This window comes from Pseudomonas cavernae, from assembly GCF_003595175.1.
Taxonomy (GTDB): Bacteria; Pseudomonadota; Gammaproteobacteria; order Pseudomonadales; family Pseudomonadaceae; genus Aquipseudomonas; species Aquipseudomonas cavernae.
Map to the genome: position 1 here is coordinate 1,127,714 of NZ_CP032419.1, position 16,086 is coordinate 1,143,799.

Sequence of the window (16,086 nt, forward strand, 5' to 3'; positions counted from 1 at the left end):
CTTTGGTAGTCCCTTTTTATTTGTGCCGACGTGCAGTCGGGAGGAGTCAGTCATGTCTGAAGTTCGTCACGCGCGGGTCATCATTCTCGGTTCCGGCCCCGCCGGTTACAGCGCCGCGGTGTATGCCGCGCGGGCCAACTTGAAGCCGCTGCTGATCACCGGCATGCAGGCCGGCGGCCAGCTGACCACCACCACCGAGGTCGACAACTGGCCGGGCGATGTCCACGGCCTGACCGGCCCGGCGCTGATGGAGCGGATGCAGCAGCATGCCGAGCGCTTCGAGACCGAGATCGTCTTCGACCATATCAACGCCGTCGACCTGGCCGGCAAACCCTTCACCCTGGTCGGCGACAGCGGCACTTACAGCTGCGACGCGCTGATCATCGCCACCGGCGCCTGCGCCCGTTACCTCGGCCTGCCCTCGGAAGAGGCGTTCATGGGCAAGGGCGTATCGGCCTGCGCCACCTGCGACGGCTTCTTCTACCGCAACCGCGAGGTGGCGGTGGTCGGTGGCGGCAACACCGCCGTGGAAGAGGCGCTGTACCTGGCCAATATCGCCAGCAAGGTGACCCTGGTGCACCGTCGCGACAGCTTCCGTTCGGAGAAGATCCTCCAGGACAAGCTGATGGCCCGTGTGGCCGAAGGCAAGATCGAGCTCAAGCTGAATGCCGAGGTCGACGAAGTGCTCGGCGACGCCATGGGCGTCACCGGTGTGCGCCTGAAGCAGCGCGACGGCGGCAGCGAGGAGATCAAGGTCGACGGCCTGTTCGTCGCCATCGGCCATACGCCGAACACCGCGCTGTTCGAGGGCCAACTGGCGCTCAAGGACGGCTATCTGGTGGTCAACGGCGGGCGTGACGGCAATGCCACCGCCACCAGCGTGGCCGGCGTGTTCGCCGCCGGCGACGTGGCCGATCATGTCTACCGTCAGGCCATCACCTCCGCCGGCGCCGGCTGCATGGCGGCGCTGGATGTCGAGCGCTATCTCGACGGCCAGTAAGCATCAGCGCCTAACAAAAAGCCCCGCCTAGAGCGGGGCTTTTTGTTGGGCAAGCAGGGCAGTCAAACCCAGATATTCATCACTAGCGTCCATGCACCCAGGCGGTGGTACTGCTTGTGGGCGCTGATCGGCAGCGCGTCCTGGTCGACGCTCAGCTTTGCAGGGTGGGTTAGCCGTGTAGCGGCGTAACCCACCAGCGGTGTCGCCTCGGACACTGGCGTCCCGCAGGGTTGGTGGGTTACGCCTACGGCTAACCCGCCCTACGCAGGCCGCGTAGCTCAGGCCTTGCGCGTGAGCGGCTGGGCCTCGAAGCGCACGCCGCTCATGCCGGTCTCCATCAGCGCGCGGATGTTGCCGTGGTCGCTGTCATCCGGCGTCGCCAGCACGCTGCGATAGTGTTCGCCGAAGGCTTGCAGGGCCTCCTCCAGGCTCAGGCCTTCGAGCAGGGCCAGGCCGAGGGTCTTGCACGAGCCTTCGTTCTGCCCGGCGGCGTTGCTCACCGCGCCGTTGACGAAGGCGCTCGGCTGGTAGTCGTAGTGCGCGGCGATGAACGCCAGGGTGGCGGCGAACAGGTGCTGGTCGCTGTGCAGGCTGGCGCGGAAATCGCTCAAGGCGCTCATGGCTTGCTGCGCTCCTGGTTCTGGGTGGTCTGGTCGAAGGCGGCCTGTTGCTCGGCGCTGGCCTCTTTCTGGTATTTGCTTTTCCACTCGCTGTACGGCATGCCGTAGACCTCTTCGCGCGCCTGTTCGAGGCTGACCTCGATGCCGCTGTTGTCGGCGGCGGCCTTGTACCACTTGGACAGGCAGTTGCGGCAGAAGCCGGCGAGGTTCATCAGGTCGATGTTCTGCACGTCCGAGCGCGCACGCAGGTGCATCACCAGCTGGCGAAACGCCGCGGCTTCCAGTTCGAGTTGCTGTTGTTCGGTCATGCTGGGCCTCCTTAAAGGCAGGTTTGGCGATTATCAGAAAAGAAAGGGTTTAGAGCCTGTTCAAGGTCACTCCGGTGACCGCTTCGTGTCGGCGTAATGGTGGATAAGCAAAGCGTTATCCACCCTACAAAGTCTGAACGTTGGCGTAGGGTGGAAAACTGCGAAGCATTTTCCACCGATGGGCAATGACAGGTGCTGGTCTCACGAGACATTGAACCGGCTCTCAGCGGTGGCCGGCCAGGGTGATCGACACCGACTCGGCGAAGCGCAGGGCGTGCGGCTTGTCGACTTCCACCTCGGCGTAGCGCACCTGCGGGTGTTGCATCACCAGGTCGAGGATCTCCTGGGTCAGGCGTTCGAGCAGGGCGAAGCGGTTGCCTTCGACGTGCTGGATGATCGCCTTGGTGATGGTGCGGTAGTTCAAGGCGTGGTCGATGACATTGTCGCGCACGGCATCCACCGCCGGGTAGAGGATGGTCAGGTTGATCAGCACATCCTGCTTGTTGTTGATCTCCTCTTCCTTGATGCCGATGTAGGTGCGCAGGCGCAGGTCCTTGACCCGAATCCGCGCCATTCCCGGTTCCAGTCGCGCCATAGTCAGTTGCTCCGTCCAATCAGTTTGAGGAATTCGTCGCGGGTGCGGGCCGAGTCGCGGAAGGCGCCGAGCATCACCGAGGTGACCATCGACGAGTTCTGCTTCTCCACCCCGCGCATCATCATGCACATGTGCTGCGCCTCGATCACCACGGCGACGCCGGCGGCGTCGGTGACCTGCTGGATCGCCTCGGCGATCTGCCGGGTCAGGTTCTCCTGGATCTGCAGGCGCCGCGCGTACATGTCGACGATGCGCGCGACCTTCGACAGGCCGAGCACTTTGCCGGTGGGAATATAGGCGACATGGGCCTTGCCGATGAAGGGCAGCAGGTGGTGTTCGCACAGCGAGTAGAGCTCGACGTCCTTGACCATCACCATCTCGTCGTTGTCCGAGGCGAACAGCGCGCCGTTGACGACCTCCTTGAGGTTCTGCGCGTAGCCGTGACACAGGTACTGCATGGCCTTGGCCGCGCGTTGCGGGGTGTCCTGCAGGCCTTCGCGGTCGGGGTTCTCGCCGAGGCCGAGGAGGATCTCGCGGTATTGCCGGTGCAGTTCGGGGTTCATGGCACGGGTCCTTGGCATGGGCGCTTGAGGCCGGTTATTTGAGGTGGCGGCCGCCGTTGACGGTCAGCGTGGTACCGGTGACGTAGGGGTTGTCGAGCAGGTAGCGCAGGCTCTGGTAGATCACCTCGGCACCCGGCTCGATGCCGAGGGCGGACTTGGCCAGGGTCTTGGCGCGGTAGGCGTCGTCGTCGCCCTCGTTGAACAGGATCAGCGCCGGGGCGATGCCGTTGACCTTGATCGCCGGCGCGTACTTGGCCGCGAACGACAGGGTCAGGTTGTCCAGCCCGGCCTTGCTGGCGCAGTAGGCGACGCGGTTGGCGCTGCCCGTGCGCGCCACGTCGTCGCTGAGGTGCACGATGTCGGCGGGCGTCGAGCGTCGCAGCAGCTCGGCGCAGTGCAGGTTGATCAGGTAGGGCGCGAGCATGTGCACGTTGAACAGGCGCTGGAAAGTCGCCGCCTCATCGCCCGGCATATCGACCTGCCACTCGGCGGCGTTGTGGACGATGGCGCGCAGGCTGTCGGTGTGCGCCTTGAGTTCGGCGATGAAGGCGAGGATGCCGGCCTCGCTGGCAAAGTCCGCCTGCAGGCAGATGGCGCCGCGCTCACGCAGGCGCTGCAGGCTGGCGCGTGGGGTGCGGTAGCTGACGATCACCGCGTGGCCGTCATCGAGCAGACGCTCGGCGCAGTGCAGGCCGAGGCGCTGGCTGGCGCCGGTGATCAGGATCGGGGCGGAAAGCTGCATGCACGGCTCGTCGGGGCTGGACAAAGGGCGACCCGGCAGGCCGGGCGGCGGACTGGGTCACGTTACCGCAGTCCGCTGCCGCGCACAAAAGCTGCGGGTTTAGCCCTGTGCCGCTGGCGGGTGCCTTACGCCATGCCCTCGCTCAGCTCATTCAGCTGTGGGTGATGGTCGAGCATGAATTGGCGCAGGCGTTCGTGCTGGCGGGTCTTGCGCAAGCTCAGGCGATAGGCGACCAGCTGTTGCTCGGTCTTGCGGGTGAGGATGCCGCGCAGTTCGATCGGCTCGTCGCCGTGCACCGGCATCCACAGGGTGAAGCGTTTCGGTGGTGCCGGCAGGCCGCGGACTTCGACCAGCAGACCGCTCAGCGACAGGGAGTGCAGCCACAGGCCGCTCGGCAGCCCCTCGGCGTCGAGCAACTCCAGGGGCTCATTGAACGGCAGGCGCCAGGGGCGGTCGGCGGCGGCCTGCTCGACTATGGTCGGCAGGCCCAGCTGCAGATGCAGGGTGTGAAATTCATCCTCCACCAGCAACACCGGGAAGGAGACGCGTTGGCTGTCGATATGGGCCTCGATGGTCACCTGCTCGTGGGCTGCGAGACGGGCCAGCAGCTCTTTGGTCCTCTCGCCGCCATCCACTATCAAGGCAGATGCGGAAGGCAGCGGCGCGTGCGGGCCACTGGGCAGGCTGCGAATGAAGTCCAGCTCCTCCTGAGTCAGGATCGAATCGTCTTGCATCTATCGGGCTCATGCAGATGAGGAAGACAGGGTACGACCGCAAGAAAGCCGATTGGTTGACCCCAGGCAATATTGGCTGCGATTTGGGCCGGCTGGCGCGAAAGTCCACTCGATGGCCGAGCGCTGCCGCCCCACCTCTCGGGGGAGCGCGGCGGCGTCCAGGCGTCTTATCCATCAGGGTAGTTGATTCGAGTGTGCCGGCGCGCGGCGATCGATAAATACTTGGGAACCGGTTGTCATCTTTGCGGGATTTGCCGGGAACGGGCGCACTTTGCGAGCTGCCGGCTGTCGTCCAGGCGCTCGTTCCGTGCGCTCCAGGGCAGGGCGGCGGGCAGCGCAGGCTGCTCTTGCGGCATAATGTTCGGCCTTGTCATCTTGCTTCGGGAGCTGTTCATGAAAGTCGCCATCCTCTCCGGTTCGGTCTATGGCACCGCCGAGGAAGTTGCCCGCCACGCCGAACGCGTGCTCAAGGCCGCCGGTTTCGACGCCTGGCACAACCCGCGGGCGAGCCTCGACGAACTGCTGGCCTTCGCCCCCGAGGCCTTCCTGGCGGTGACCTCGACCACCGGCATGGGCGAGCTGCCGGACAATCTGCAGCCGCTGTACCACGCCATCCGCGATCGCTTTCCGGCCTGGAGCGGCTTGCCCGGTGGGGTGATCGGCCTGGGCGATTCCAGCTATGGCGATACCTACTGCGGCGGCGGCGAGCTGGTGCGCGAGCTGTTCGCCGAGCTGGGCATCCGCGAGGTGCAGGCGATGCTGCGCCTGGACGCCAGCGAGACGGTCACCCCGGAAACCGACGCCGAGCCCTGGCTGGCCGACTTCGCCAGGGCGCTCCACGGCTGATGGAGCCGCGCGCCGCCGAACTGATCCGCGAGCTGGGGCTGCTCGCGCACCCGGAGGGCGGCTATTACCGGCGCCTGTTCGAGTCCGCACAGCGCTTGGCCGATGGCCGGCGCTGCAGCAGCGCGATCGTCTTCCTGCTGCCGGCCGGGGTGAATGGTCGCTGGCATCGAGTGGATGCCGACGAGCTCTGGCACTTCTATGAAGGCGCGCCGCTGGAGCTGCTGATCGCCGACACGCCGGACCTGGTGCGCAGCGAGCGGCTCGGCCTGGTCGCCCCTGAGCAGTTGCCGCAGCGTGCGGTGCCGGCCAACGCCTGGCAGGCGGCGCGCAGCCTCGGCGAGTACACGCTGGTCGGCTGCACGGTGGCGCCGGAGTTCCAGTTTTCCACCTTCCAACTGCTCGCCGAGGATGCCGAGGCGCAGCGCCAGTGGCCGCGGCTGGTCGGCGAGTACGCCGATTTCCTCTAAAAGGGCGGGTGAACCCACTGCTTCCGGGGCGGCTGTGATCGATGGGTAGCGCTGCCCTCAACCCATCCTACGCGGGCTCTTCTAGCAGCGAGCTCTCCTTGATCAGCTCCAGCCAGGCCTGTGCCGCGCGTGATAGGTAGGCGCCGCTGCGCCAGATGAAGGCGATGTCCCAGCGCAGGTCCGGCTCGCGCAGGCGCAGGCAGGCGACGCCGGGGCGCAGCAGGCCGCGCGCCACCACGCGCGGCAGCAGCACCGTGCCTTGGCCGGCGGCGACCAGTGCGGCGAGGAAGTCGGCCTGGCCGCTGCGGCCGGCCTCGCGCGGGGTGAAGCCGGCCTGCCGGCAGGCCTGCAGCAGACGGTCGTTGAGGATGAAGCTCTGTTGGTAGAGCAGGAACGGCGTGTCGGCCAGTTGCGCCAGGGCGATGTCGGCCAGTCCGGCCAGCGGATGGGCGCTGGGCAGCAGCACTTCCAGCGGTTCGTTGCAGAACGGCTGCAGGTCGAAGGCCGGGTCGCCCTGGGTCAGGCTACCGCCCAGCTCCAGTTCGCCGCTGAGCACCAGTTGCTCGATGCTCTTGCTGCCGCCTTCCTGCAGGTGCACGGCGATGTTCGGGTAGCGCCGCCGGTATTCGGCGAACAGGCTGGCGAACAGCGCGTCGCTGCCGAGCAACGGCAGGCCCAGGCGCAGTTCGCCGCGGGCCATCTGACTGAGGTCATCCAGCTCGCTGTGCAGTTCCTGCTGCAGGCGCAGCATCTCCTCGGCGCGGCGCAGCACCACGGCGCCAGCATCGGTCAGGCGGATTTGCGGGCCCTGACGTTCGAGCAACTGCACGCCGAGGCGCTGTTCGAGCTGGGCGACCTGCTTGCTGACCGCCGATTGGCTGGCATACAGGACCTTGGCGGCCTGGGTGAAGCCGCCCTGACGCACTACTGCGACGAAGCTACGCAGCTGTTTGAATTCCATTTTGGAATGCCTTCAAGTCGAACAATTCGCTTTTGTGATGATAGCTGCGAACGTAGCCTGAGAACCTGTTCAGGATCTCGCGAGCTAAGGCCAGACAAGGCGAAAATGGCTGAGGAAGCGGAGTTTACGAGTTGTAAATGAGCATTCCGAAGCCATTTTCAACGCCGTATGGCCGACGCGCAGCAGATCGTGGATAGGTTCTCGCCAGTTGCATCGAGGATTGCCGCCATGTACCGAGTTTCCCTGCGCTTCACCCGTCTGTGCCTGGAACTGGCCGTGCTGATCGGCCTGTACGGTCTCGGCACGCTGCTGGCCGGCTGGCTGGGCTGGCCGATTCCCGGCGGGGTGATCGGCCTGGCGTTGCTGTTGCTGGCCTTTGCCAGCGGCTGGCTGAAGCCGGCGGCGCTAAAGCTGGGGGCCGGCCTGCTGCTGGCTGAAATGCTGCTGTTCTTCATCCCGGCGCTGATGAGCCTGCTCGACTACGGCAGCCTGGTGCGCCAGGACGGCTGGCGGATTCTGCTGGTGATCGGCGTCAGCACCCTGCTGGTGATGCTCAGCACGGCGCTGGCGGTGGAGTGGGTGTGTCGCTGGAGGGCGCGTCATGACTGTTGAGTTGCAGGCCTGGTTGTGGCTGGCGCTGACCCTCGGCGTGTATGTCCTCAGTCGCTGGCTGTACCGGCGCAGCGGCCGCTACCTGCTGTCGCCGCTGCTGCTGGTGCCGGCCGTGTTGCTGGCCGTGGCGCTGCCGCTGCACACCCGCTACGCCGAGTATTCCGCCCTGACCCATTGGCTGATGGCACTGCTCGGCCCGGCCACCGTGGCCTTTGCCGTGCCGATCTGGCAGCAGCGCGCGATGCTCGCCCGCCATTGGCCGGCGCTGCTGGCCGGCATGCTGGTCGGCAGCACGGTGGCGATGGCCAGCTCCTGGGGCCTGGCCAATGCGCTGGCGCTGGATCAGCAGGTGCAGCTGTCGTTGCTGCCGCGCTCGATCAGCACGCCGTTCGCCATGCCGCTGGCCGCCGATCTCGGCGGCGTGCCGGGGCTGACCGCGGTGTTCGTGCTGGTCACCGGGGTGTTCGGTGCCGCCGCCGGTGGCCTGCTGCTCAAGTGGCTGCCGCTGAAGAGCAGCCTGGCCCGCGGCGCGCTGTTCGGCGTCGGCGCGCATGCTGCAGGCGCCAGCCGCGCCAGCGAGATCGGCCGCGAGGAGGGCTCGGTGGCCGGTCTGGTGATGGTCCTGATGGGCCTGCTCAATCTGTTCGCCGCGCCGTTGCTCAGCCACCTGCTGTGACCCGCTCGGCCAGCAAGCTGGCCGCCAAGGCGACTACCGCAGTCCGCCACCCTCGCTAGACTCAACGGGCACACCCACAACTACAACATCGAGGTGAATGCCGTGACCGCTGCTCATGCTCTGCCCGTCGCCAACGTCAAGGACCAAGTGTCCGCCGCCGAATGGCAGACCCGTGTCGACCTCGCCGCCTGCTACCGGCTGATCGCCCTGCATGGCTGGGACGACCTGATCTTCACCCACATCTCGGCGAAGATCCCCGGCACCGAGGAGTTCCTGATCAACCCGTTCGGGATGATGTTCCATGAGATCACCGCGTCCAGCCTGATCAAGATCGACCTGGCCGGCAACAAGCTGATGGACAGCCCGTTCAACATCAACCCGGCCGGCTACACCATTCACAGCGCCGTGCACGAGGTGCGCCACGAAGTGGCCTGTGTGGTGCACATCCACACCGCCGCCGGCATCGCCGTGTCGGCGCAGAAGCAGGGCCTGCTGCCGCTGTCGCAGCAGTCGTTGTTCGTGCTCTCCAGCCTGGCTTATCACGGCTACGAGGGGGTGGCGCTGCACCACGAGGAGAAGGCCCGGCTGCAGGCTGACCTGGGCGCGGCCAACTTCATGATCCTGCCCAACCACGGCCTGCTCACCGCGGCCAACAGCATCGCCGACGCCTTCCTGATGATGTTCACCCTGCAGCGCGCCTGCGAGATCCAGGTGATGGCGCAGAGCGGCGGCGCCGAGCTGATCCACATCCCGCAGCAGATCCTCGATGGCGCCAAGGCTATGGCGGCCGGGGTGACCGGAAGCAAACAGGGCATGGGCGGCGCGCTGGCCTGGCCGGCGCTGCTTCGCAAGCTCGATCAGCAGATGCCCGGCTACGCCGAGTGAAACTGCCCGGCATCGCCCTGGCCGATTGGCGCGCCCAGGGTCAGAGCTTCAGCTACCAGGGCCATGCCATCCGCTACTGGACGGCGGGCGAGGGCGCGCCGCTGCTGCTGCTCCACGGTTTTCCCACCGCCAGTTGGGACTGGCACTACCTGTGGGCACCGCTGGCGGCGCGCTACCGGCTGATCGCCTGCGACATGCTCGGCTTCGGCGACTCGGCCAAGCCGCGCGGCCATGACTACCGCCTGCTCGAGCAGGCGGATATCCAGCAGGCCTTGCTGCAGCACCTCGGCGTCGAGCAGCCGGTGCACGTGCTGGCCCACGATTACGGCGACAGCGTCGCCCAGGAACTGCTGGCGCGCCACGAGGACGGCCACTTCGCCATGGCCAGCTGCGTGTTCCTCAACGGCGGGCTGTTCCCCGAGACCCACCGGCCGGCGCTGATCCAGAAGCTGTTACTGAGTCCGTTCGGCGCCCTGGTCGGTCGGCGATTCAACCGGCGCAAACTGGCCGCCAACTTCGCCCGGATCTTCGGTCCCGAGACCCAGCCTGCGGAAAGCGAAGTGGACGATTTCTGGCGCCTGATCACCCAGAACGACGGGCAAGGGGTGATGCACCGGCTGATCCGCTACCTGCCCGAGCGCGCTCAGCAGCGCGAGCGCTGGCTGGTGGCGATGCAGCGCACGCAAGTGCCGCTGCGGGTGATCGACGGTGCGGTCGACCCGATTTCCGGGGTGCACATGGTGGCGCGCTATCGCGAGCTGATCGCGGACGCCGACACCGTGCTGCTCGACGACATCGGCCATTACCCGCAGGTCGAGGCGCCGGAGCGGGTGCTCAAGCATTACCTGGAGTTTCGCGCGCGGATCGCCAAGCGCACGGCGGTGATAGATACCTAGGGTGGAAAACCGCGGAGCGTTTTCCACCACCAGCCGGTGGATGTGAAAAGCGACATCCACCCTACGGACTGACAGGCGAACTCCGTAGGATGGGTTGAGCAACGCGATACCCATCTTGCCGACGGACCACCGCGCGTTGGGTATCGCTGCGCTCAACGCTAACCTACGAAAGGCAGCGGCGTTGCCCTGTATCGCCGCACCTTATCGACCTTTATTCAGCAGCCACCCGGTTGCTTGTGGACCTGCCGGAGCAAGCCGACACTTGGCCTTTTACCAACCTGCCCAGGAGTTCGCCTTATGAGTGATGCCATCCGTTTTGAAGACCAGGTCGTCATCGTCACCGGCGCCGGTGGTGGCCTCGGCCGCGCCCATGCGCTGCTGTTCGCCAAACATGGCGCCAAGGTGGTGGTCAACGACCTCGGTGGCAGCACCCATGGCGAAGGCGCCAACGCCTCGGCGGCCGACCGCGTGGTGGCGGAGATCCGCGAAGCCGGCGGCACCGCGGTGGCCAACCATGACTCGGTGACCGACGGCGACAAGATTGTGCAGAACGCCCTGGACGCCTTCGGCCGCGTCGATGTGGTGGTCAACAACGCCGGCATCCTGCGCGACAAGACCTTCGCCAAGATGGAAGACGCCGACTGGGACCTGGTCTACAAGGTCCATGTCGAAGGCGCCTACAAGGTCACCCACGCCGCCTGGCCGCACCTGCGCGAGCAGAACTTCGGCCGCGTCATCTTCACCGCGTCGACCTCCGGCATCTACGGCAACTTCGGCCAGTCCAACTACGGCATGGCCAAGCTCGGCCTGTACGGCCTGACCCGCACCCTGGCCATCGAAGGCCGCAAGAACAACATCTTGGTCAACGCCATCGCCCCCACCGGCGGCACCCGCATGACCGAAGGGCTTATCCCGCCGGCGGTGTTCGAGCAGCTCAAGCCAGAACTGATCAGCCCGCTGGTGGTGTACCTCGGCAGCGCCGCCTGCGAAGAAACCGGCGGCCTGTTCGAAGTCGGCGGCGGCTGGGTCGGCAAGGTGCGCTGGGAGCGTAGCAACGGCGTCGGCTTCAACCCGCTGCAGGGTTTCAGCCCGGAGGACGTGGCCGCCAGCTGGGCGCAGATCGGCGACTTCGCCGGCGCCAGCCACCCCGCCGACACCAGCCAGGCGCTGGGCGCGATGCTCGCCAACCTGCAGAAGTACGTGAAGCTCGGCTGATCCTTCGGCGTGCTTCCGAAAGGCCGGCTCTTTAGTCGGCCTTTTTGTTTTATGGTGCGGGCAAAACCGCCAGGAGAGTCGCCATGAGCGTGATCATCGAGAAGAACGGCCCGGTCACCACCCTGATCATCGACCGGCCGCAGGTACGCAACGCCGTCGACCGGCCGACCGCCGAGGCGCTGGCCGCGGCCCTGCGCGCCTTCGAGGCGGACGCCGAGGCGCGGGTGGCGGTGCTCACCGGTGCCGGCGGCAGCTTCTGCGCCGGCGCCGACCTCGGCGCGGTGGCGGCCGACGCCACTCGCGCCAATCGCCTCGAGGCCGACGGCGACGGGCCGATGGGGCCGAGCCGCATGCAGCTGAGCAAGCCGCTGATCGCCGCCGTCGAAGGCCATGCAGTGGCCGGCGGCCTGGAGCTGGCGTTGCTCGCCGACCTGCGGGTGATGGCCGCGGATGCGGTGCTCGGGGTGTTCTGCCGGCGCTTCGGCGTGCCGCTGATCGACGGCGGCACCGTGCGCCTGCCGCGCATCGTCGGCCAAAGTCGGGCGCTCGACCTGATCCTCACCGGCCGCCCGGTGCAGGCCGAGGAGGCGCTGGCCATCGGCCTGGTCAACCGGGTGGTGGCGCCGGGCACGGCGCGCGCGGCGGCCGAGCAGCTGGCGCGGGAGATCGCCGCCTTCCCGCAGCGCTGCCTGCTGGCCGACCGCGCCAGTGCCTATAAACAGTGGGAGTTGCCGTTCGCGCAGGCGCTGGCCCATGAATTCCAGGGTGGCCTGGCGGTGATCGAAAGTGGCGAGACCCAGGCCGGTGCCCAGCGTTTCAAGGGCGGAGAGGGGCGGCACGGCCGCTTTGAGTGAGAGCCTGTTCACGATCTGCTGCGCGTCGGCCATACGGCGTTAAAAATGGCCTCGGCAAGCCGCTTGCGGCTAACGCGCTTTAGCGCGGCCCCGAAGGGGCGAGCGAAGCGAGTCATGCTCATTTACAGCTCGTAAACTCCGCTCCCTCGGCCATTTGACTCGCTACGCTCGCCCTTCGGGCCAGCCTTCGGCTGCTACTCCCGTTGGTCGTTGTGCCTTGTCTGGCTCTAGCTCGCGAGATCGTGAACAGGTTCTGAGGTCGCGCCGTAGGATGGGTTGAGGAGCGCAGCGACGATACCCATCGAGCCGATGCCGATGGATATTGCTTCGCCCAACCCATCCTAGGGTGCTGTGAGTGAGGGCGCGGTGGCCTGCGCTGTTTGCCATGGCGCTCGTTGGGTATCGCTCCGCTCAACACCAACCTACGGCGCGGTGCTGCTCATCTCCGGAGGATGGGTTGAGCAATGCGCTACCCATCACCCTGCGTGCTATTTGCCTGTACCAAGACCCGCCACACCCGCGCCTCACTTCATAAGCCCTTCCATCACGTCCGCCAGCGCATTGCCAGGCGGCGGCGCCGATCCGCCTGCGGCTTTCTGCCGTCTGAGCGGCGGGGCGGTAACAGGCTAAGGCATGCCCCTCGGGGTTGAGTGGAAACTTCCCAGATTTCGGCCCAAGCCGCCGCGAAGGGTGGCGGCACGGATGAAAAACGCGGGCGTTGATCCTTTCGAGCGACACGGAAAAATCCGCCATTGGTGCGCTTATCCCACTCTGGCGCTCTGGGTAGGGTGCTATCGCAGTTTGACCCTTTCATGGAGTGCCGTATGACAAAAACAACAAGGCCCGGAATCTTCCAGCCGCAGACGCTGGCGCTGGCCGTCGCACTGGGTGTGAGCGCCCAGGCGCAAGCGGTGAATTTCAATATCGGGGAAATCGAGGGGCAGTTCGATTCGTCGCTGTCGGTGGGCGCCAGCTGGAGCACCGCCAAGGCCGACAAGGATCTGATCGGCGCGGCGAACGGTGGCACCGGCTTCACCCAGACCGGTGACGACGGCCATCTCAACTTCAAGCGCGGCGAAACCTTCTCGAAGATCTTCAAGGGCATCCACGACCTCGAGCTGAAATACGGCGATGCCGGCGTGTTCCTGCGTGGCAAGTACTGGTACGACTTCGAGCTGAAGGATGAGAGCCGCCTGTTCAAGGACATCAGCGACGACGGCCGCAAGGAAGGCGCCAAGTCCGCCGGCTACCAGTTGCTCGATGCCTTCGCCTATTACAACTACAACCTCGCCGATAAGCCCGGCACCGTGCGCCTGGGCAAGCAGGTGGTGAGCTGGGGCGAGAGCACCTTCATCGGCAACTCGATCAATAGCATCAACCCGATCGACGCCGCCGCCTTCCGCCGGCCCGGCGCGGAGATCAAGGAAGGCCTGATTCCGGTCAACATGTTCTACCTGGCGCAGAGCCTGACCGAGAACCTGTCGGCCGAGGCCTTCTACCAGCTGGAATGGGACCAGACCGTCGTCGACAACTGCGGCACCTTCTTCTCCTCGGCCGACGTGCTCGCCGATGGTTGCGACAACAACTTCACCATTCTCGATCCGGCGACCATCAACGCCTTACGCGCGCCGGGGACCTTGGCGTTGCTGAACTCGCGGGGCGTCAATGTGGTGCCGGAAGGCCTCATCGTCCCCCGTGGCGGCGACCGCGATGCGGACGACTCCGGCCAGTTCGGCACCGCCCTGCGCTGGCTGGGCGACGAGACCGAGTACGCGGCCTATTTCCTCAACTACCACAGCCGTACGCCTAACTTGAGCATGAAGAATGCCACCTCCGCGGACATTGTCCGGGCCTTCACCACCGCCGGCGGGGCATTGGCCCAGCCGATCCTGCTCGGGCGCGGCAGCTACTTCCTCGAATACCCCGAGGACATCCAGCTCTACGGCCTGAGCTTCTCCACCACGCTGCCCACCGGCACCGCCTGGAACGGCGAAATCAGCTACCGGCCGAACATGCCGCTGCAAATCAACGGCACCGACATGACGGCCAAACTGGCCACCGTTCCTGCGGGGGCTTTCGCCGGGGCTGGCGGTGGCGCCGCCGGGGTAGGTGCGGCAGCGGCCACGGGCGGATTCGAGAGCCGCGGTTACAACCGCAAGGAAGTCACTCAGGCACAGACCACCCTGACCCACTTCTTCGACCAGGTATTGGGCGCCGACCGCCTGACCCTGGTGGGCGAGGTCGGCTACACCCGCATCGGCGCGCTGGAGAATCCGAACGAGGTGGCCTACGGCCGTGATTCCATCTACGGCTCGCCCCATGGCACCGCGGCGTCCAACGTGCAGGCCTTGCGGGCTTACGGCACCCACGGTTTCTTCACCTCGTCGTCCTGGGGCTATCGCGCTCGCGGCATCCTCGACTACTCCGACGTGTTCGCCGGCATCAACCTCAAGCCGAACCTGGCCTGGTCACACGACGTGGACGGCTATGGCCCGGTCTTCAACGAAGGCTCCAAGGCGGTCAGCGTCGGCGTCGATGCCGATTACCAGAACACCTACACCGCTAGCCTCAGTTACACCGATTTCTTCGGTGGCGATTTCAACACCCAGACCGACCGCGATTTCATCGCGCTCAGCGTCGGCGTGAACTTCTAAGGTCAGGGAGAACAATCAGATGACAATCCGCAAGAGCATGCTGCAGTGCAGCGCCCTGGCTCTGAGCCTGCTGGCTGCCAACGTGATGGCGGCGGTCAGCGCCGACCAGGTCGGCAAACTCGGTTCCACCCTGACGCCGCTGGGCGGTGAGCAGGCCGGTAACGCCGATGGCACCATCCCGGCCTGGGACGGCGGCCTCAAGCCCGGCGCTGCGCCGGTGACTCCGAACGGCTTCCTCGGCGACCCGTACGCCGGCGAGAAACCGCTGTTCACCATCACCGCGCAGAACCTCGACCAGTACAAGTCCAAGCTGTCCGAGGGCCAGTTGGCGATGTTCAAGCGTTATCCGGAAACCTACGTGATGCCGGTGTACACCACCCATCGCTCGGTTTCGGTGCCGGAGAACATCAACCAGGCGGCCAAGATCAGCGCGCAGAAAACCATGCTGATGGAAGGCGGTAACGGCCTGAAGGGCTTCACCGACAGCCGCTACTACGCGTTCCCGATCCCGCAGAACGGTCTGGAAGTGGTGTGGAACCACATCACCCGTTACCGCGGCGGCAACCTGCGCCGCACCATCGCCCAGGCTACTCCGCAAACCAACGGCTCCTACACCGTGGTTTACTTTGAGGACGAAGTCTCGTTCCCTGACGGGATGTCCGGCCTGACGCCGGAAAAAGCCGCCAATGCGCTGCTGTTCTTCAAGCAGCGGGTGACGGCGCCGGCGCGTCTGGCCGGTAACGTGCTGCTGGTTCACGATTCGCTTGACCAGGTCGCCGAGCCGCGCATGGCGTGGATCTACAACGCCGGTCAGCGCCGCGTGCGCCGCGCCCCGCAGGTGGCCTACGACGGTCCGGGTACCGCCTCCGACGGTCTGCGTACCTCCGACAACTTCGACATGTACAACGGCGCGCCGGATCGCTACGACTGGAAACTGATCGGCAAGAAGGAGCTGTACATCCCGTACAACAACTTCCGCATGGGTCTGCCGACGGTCAAGTACAGCGACATCCTCAAGGCCGGCCACACCAACCAGCAACTGGCGCGCTACGAGCTGCACCGCGTCTGGGAAGTGGAAGCCACGCTGAAGAGCGGCGAGCGCAACATCTACGGCAAGCGTCGCTTCTTCCTCGACGAGGACAGCTGGCAGATCGCCGTGTCCGAGCACTATGACGGTCGCGGTCAACTGTGGCGCATCGGTCAGGCCATGCTGACGCAGCACTTCGAGGCGCAAACCCCGTCCTACGCCTTCGAAGCCCTCTACGACATCATTAGCGGTCGCTACCTGGCGATCGGCATGAACAACGAAGAGAAGCAGGCCTTCCAGTTCGGCATCAAGACCTCGGCGGCGGACTACACCCCGGCAGCGTTGCGCAGCACCGGCGTGCGCTAAAGGGTTGAGGGGTTCGAAAAAGGCGACCGCAAGGTCGCCTTTTTTATTTCTGGATATTCATGGCA

At 65.8% G+C, this 16,086-nt stretch carries 18 protein-coding genes; 11 read left to right on the forward strand and 7 right to left on the reverse strand.

Annotation, left to right across the window (positions count from 1 at the left end; genetic code table 11):
* Positions 1 to 52 precede the first annotated feature (52 nt).
* Positions 53 to 1,000, forward strand: a complete 948-nt coding sequence (gene trxB / locus D3880_RS05200; RefSeq protein WP_119892439.1) for a thioredoxin-disulfide reductase — start codon at positions 53 to 55, stop codon at positions 998 to 1,000.
* Between the two features lie 278 nt (positions 1,001 to 1,278).
* Here the strand turns inward: trxB and D3880_RS05205 are convergent, their stop codons facing one another.
* The 6 genes from D3880_RS05205 to D3880_RS05230 form a co-directional block, all read right to left on the reverse strand.
* Positions 1,279 to 1,620, reverse strand: a complete 342-nt coding sequence (locus D3880_RS05205; RefSeq protein ID WP_119892440.1) for a HopJ type III effector protein — start codon at positions 1,618 to 1,620, stop codon at positions 1,279 to 1,281.
* Positions 1,617 to 1,928 carry a DUF1244 domain-containing protein gene (locus D3880_RS05210; RefSeq protein ID WP_119892441.1) on the reverse strand — a complete coding sequence of 104 codons (312 nt, stop codon included), beginning with the start codon at positions 1,926 to 1,928 and terminating at the stop codon, positions 1,617 to 1,619. Before D3880_RS05210 ends, D3880_RS05205 begins: the two co-directional genes overlap by 4 nt.
* 223 nt (positions 1,929 to 2,151) lie before the next feature.
* Positions 2,152 to 2,523, reverse strand: coding sequence for a dihydroneopterin triphosphate 2'-epimerase (folX, locus tag D3880_RS05215; RefSeq protein WP_119892442.1), 372 nt, complete (start codon positions 2,521 to 2,523; stop codon positions 2,152 to 2,154).
* A gap of 2 nt (positions 2,524 to 2,525) precedes the next feature.
* On the reverse strand, positions 2,526 to 3,086 hold the full coding sequence (folE, locus tag D3880_RS05220; protein ID WP_218567600.1) for a GTP cyclohydrolase I FolE: 561 nt from the start codon (positions 3,084 to 3,086) through the stop codon (positions 2,526 to 2,528).
* A 34-nt stretch (positions 3,087 to 3,120) separates the two neighbouring features.
* Positions 3,121 to 3,828 (reverse strand): dihydromonapterin reductase, encoded by a 708-nt coding sequence (gene folM, locus D3880_RS05225; RefSeq protein ID WP_119892444.1) that lies wholly within the window; start codon positions 3,826 to 3,828, stop codon positions 3,121 to 3,123.
* A 125-nt stretch (positions 3,829 to 3,953) separates the two neighbouring features.
* Entirely contained in the window at positions 3,954 to 4,562 is a 609-nt protein-coding gene (locus D3880_RS05230) for a hypothetical protein (RefSeq protein WP_119892445.1), read from the reverse strand.
* Between the two features lie 393 nt (positions 4,563 to 4,955).
* Between D3880_RS05230 and D3880_RS05235 the strand changes: the two genes are divergently transcribed.
* Both D3880_RS05235 and D3880_RS05240 read left to right on the forward strand, forming a co-directional pair.
* Positions 4,956 to 5,408: a flavodoxin gene (locus D3880_RS05235; RefSeq protein ID WP_119895668.1), complete on the forward strand. Its 453-nt coding sequence runs from the start codon at positions 4,956 to 4,958 to the stop codon at positions 5,406 to 5,408.
* The gene (locus D3880_RS05240) at positions 5,408 to 5,875 is read left to right on the forward strand and encodes a cupin domain-containing protein (RefSeq protein ID WP_119892446.1); all 468 of its coding nucleotides are present in this window, start codon (positions 5,408 to 5,410) and stop codon (positions 5,873 to 5,875) included. Before D3880_RS05235 ends, D3880_RS05240 begins: the two co-directional genes overlap by 1 nt.
* A gap of 67 nt (positions 5,876 to 5,942) precedes the next feature.
* Here D3880_RS05240 and D3880_RS05245 read toward each other — a convergent pair whose 3' ends face one another.
* Positions 5,943 to 6,836, reverse strand: coding sequence for a LysR family transcriptional regulator (locus D3880_RS05245; RefSeq protein ID WP_119892447.1), 894 nt, complete (start codon positions 6,834 to 6,836; stop codon positions 5,943 to 5,945).
* Between the two features lie 228 nt (positions 6,837 to 7,064).
* On the opposite strand from D3880_RS05245, the gene D3880_RS05250 reads away from it, so the two are divergent.
* From D3880_RS05250 to D3880_RS05285, 8 genes are all read left to right on the forward strand, one after another.
* Positions 7,065 to 7,448, forward strand: coding sequence for a CidA/LrgA family protein (locus tag D3880_RS05250; RefSeq protein WP_119892448.1), 384 nt, complete (start codon positions 7,065 to 7,067; stop codon positions 7,446 to 7,448).
* Positions 7,438 to 8,124 carry an LrgB family protein gene (locus D3880_RS05255; RefSeq protein ID WP_119892449.1) on the forward strand — a complete coding sequence of 229 codons (687 nt, stop codon included), beginning with the start codon at positions 7,438 to 7,440 and terminating at the stop codon, positions 8,122 to 8,124. The genes D3880_RS05250 and D3880_RS05255 overlap by 11 nt, the downstream gene beginning before the upstream one ends.
* Positions 8,125 to 8,226: 102 nt before the next feature.
* Positions 8,227 to 9,009 carry a class II aldolase/adducin family protein gene (locus tag D3880_RS05260; RefSeq protein ID WP_119892450.1) on the forward strand — a complete coding sequence of 261 codons (783 nt, stop codon included), beginning with the start codon at positions 8,227 to 8,229 and terminating at the stop codon, positions 9,007 to 9,009.
* Positions 9,006 to 9,905: an alpha/beta fold hydrolase gene (locus D3880_RS05265; protein WP_119892451.1), complete on the forward strand. Its 900-nt coding sequence runs from the start codon at positions 9,006 to 9,008 to the stop codon at positions 9,903 to 9,905. Before D3880_RS05260 ends, D3880_RS05265 begins: the two co-directional genes overlap by 4 nt.
* A 297-nt stretch (positions 9,906 to 10,202) precedes the next feature.
* Positions 10,203 to 11,120 (forward strand): SDR family oxidoreductase, encoded by a 918-nt coding sequence (locus D3880_RS05270; protein WP_119892452.1) that lies wholly within the window; start codon positions 10,203 to 10,205, stop codon positions 11,118 to 11,120.
* An 83-nt stretch (positions 11,121 to 11,203) separates the two neighbouring features.
* On the forward strand, positions 11,204 to 11,974 hold the full coding sequence (locus D3880_RS05275) for a crotonase/enoyl-CoA hydratase family protein (RefSeq protein ID WP_119892453.1): 771 nt from the start codon (positions 11,204 to 11,206) through the stop codon (positions 11,972 to 11,974).
* An 824-nt stretch (positions 11,975 to 12,798) separates the two neighbouring features.
* On the forward strand, positions 12,799 to 14,628 hold the full coding sequence (locus tag D3880_RS05280; protein WP_119892454.1) for a DUF1302 domain-containing protein: 1,830 nt from the start codon (positions 12,799 to 12,801) through the stop codon (positions 14,626 to 14,628).
* A 19-nt stretch (positions 14,629 to 14,647) separates the two neighbouring features.
* A complete protein-coding gene (locus D3880_RS05285; RefSeq protein ID WP_119892455.1) occupies positions 14,648 to 16,021 on the forward strand; it encodes a DUF1329 domain-containing protein in 1,374 nt (457 codons plus the stop codon).
* Positions 16,022 to 16,086 lie beyond the last annotated feature (65 nt).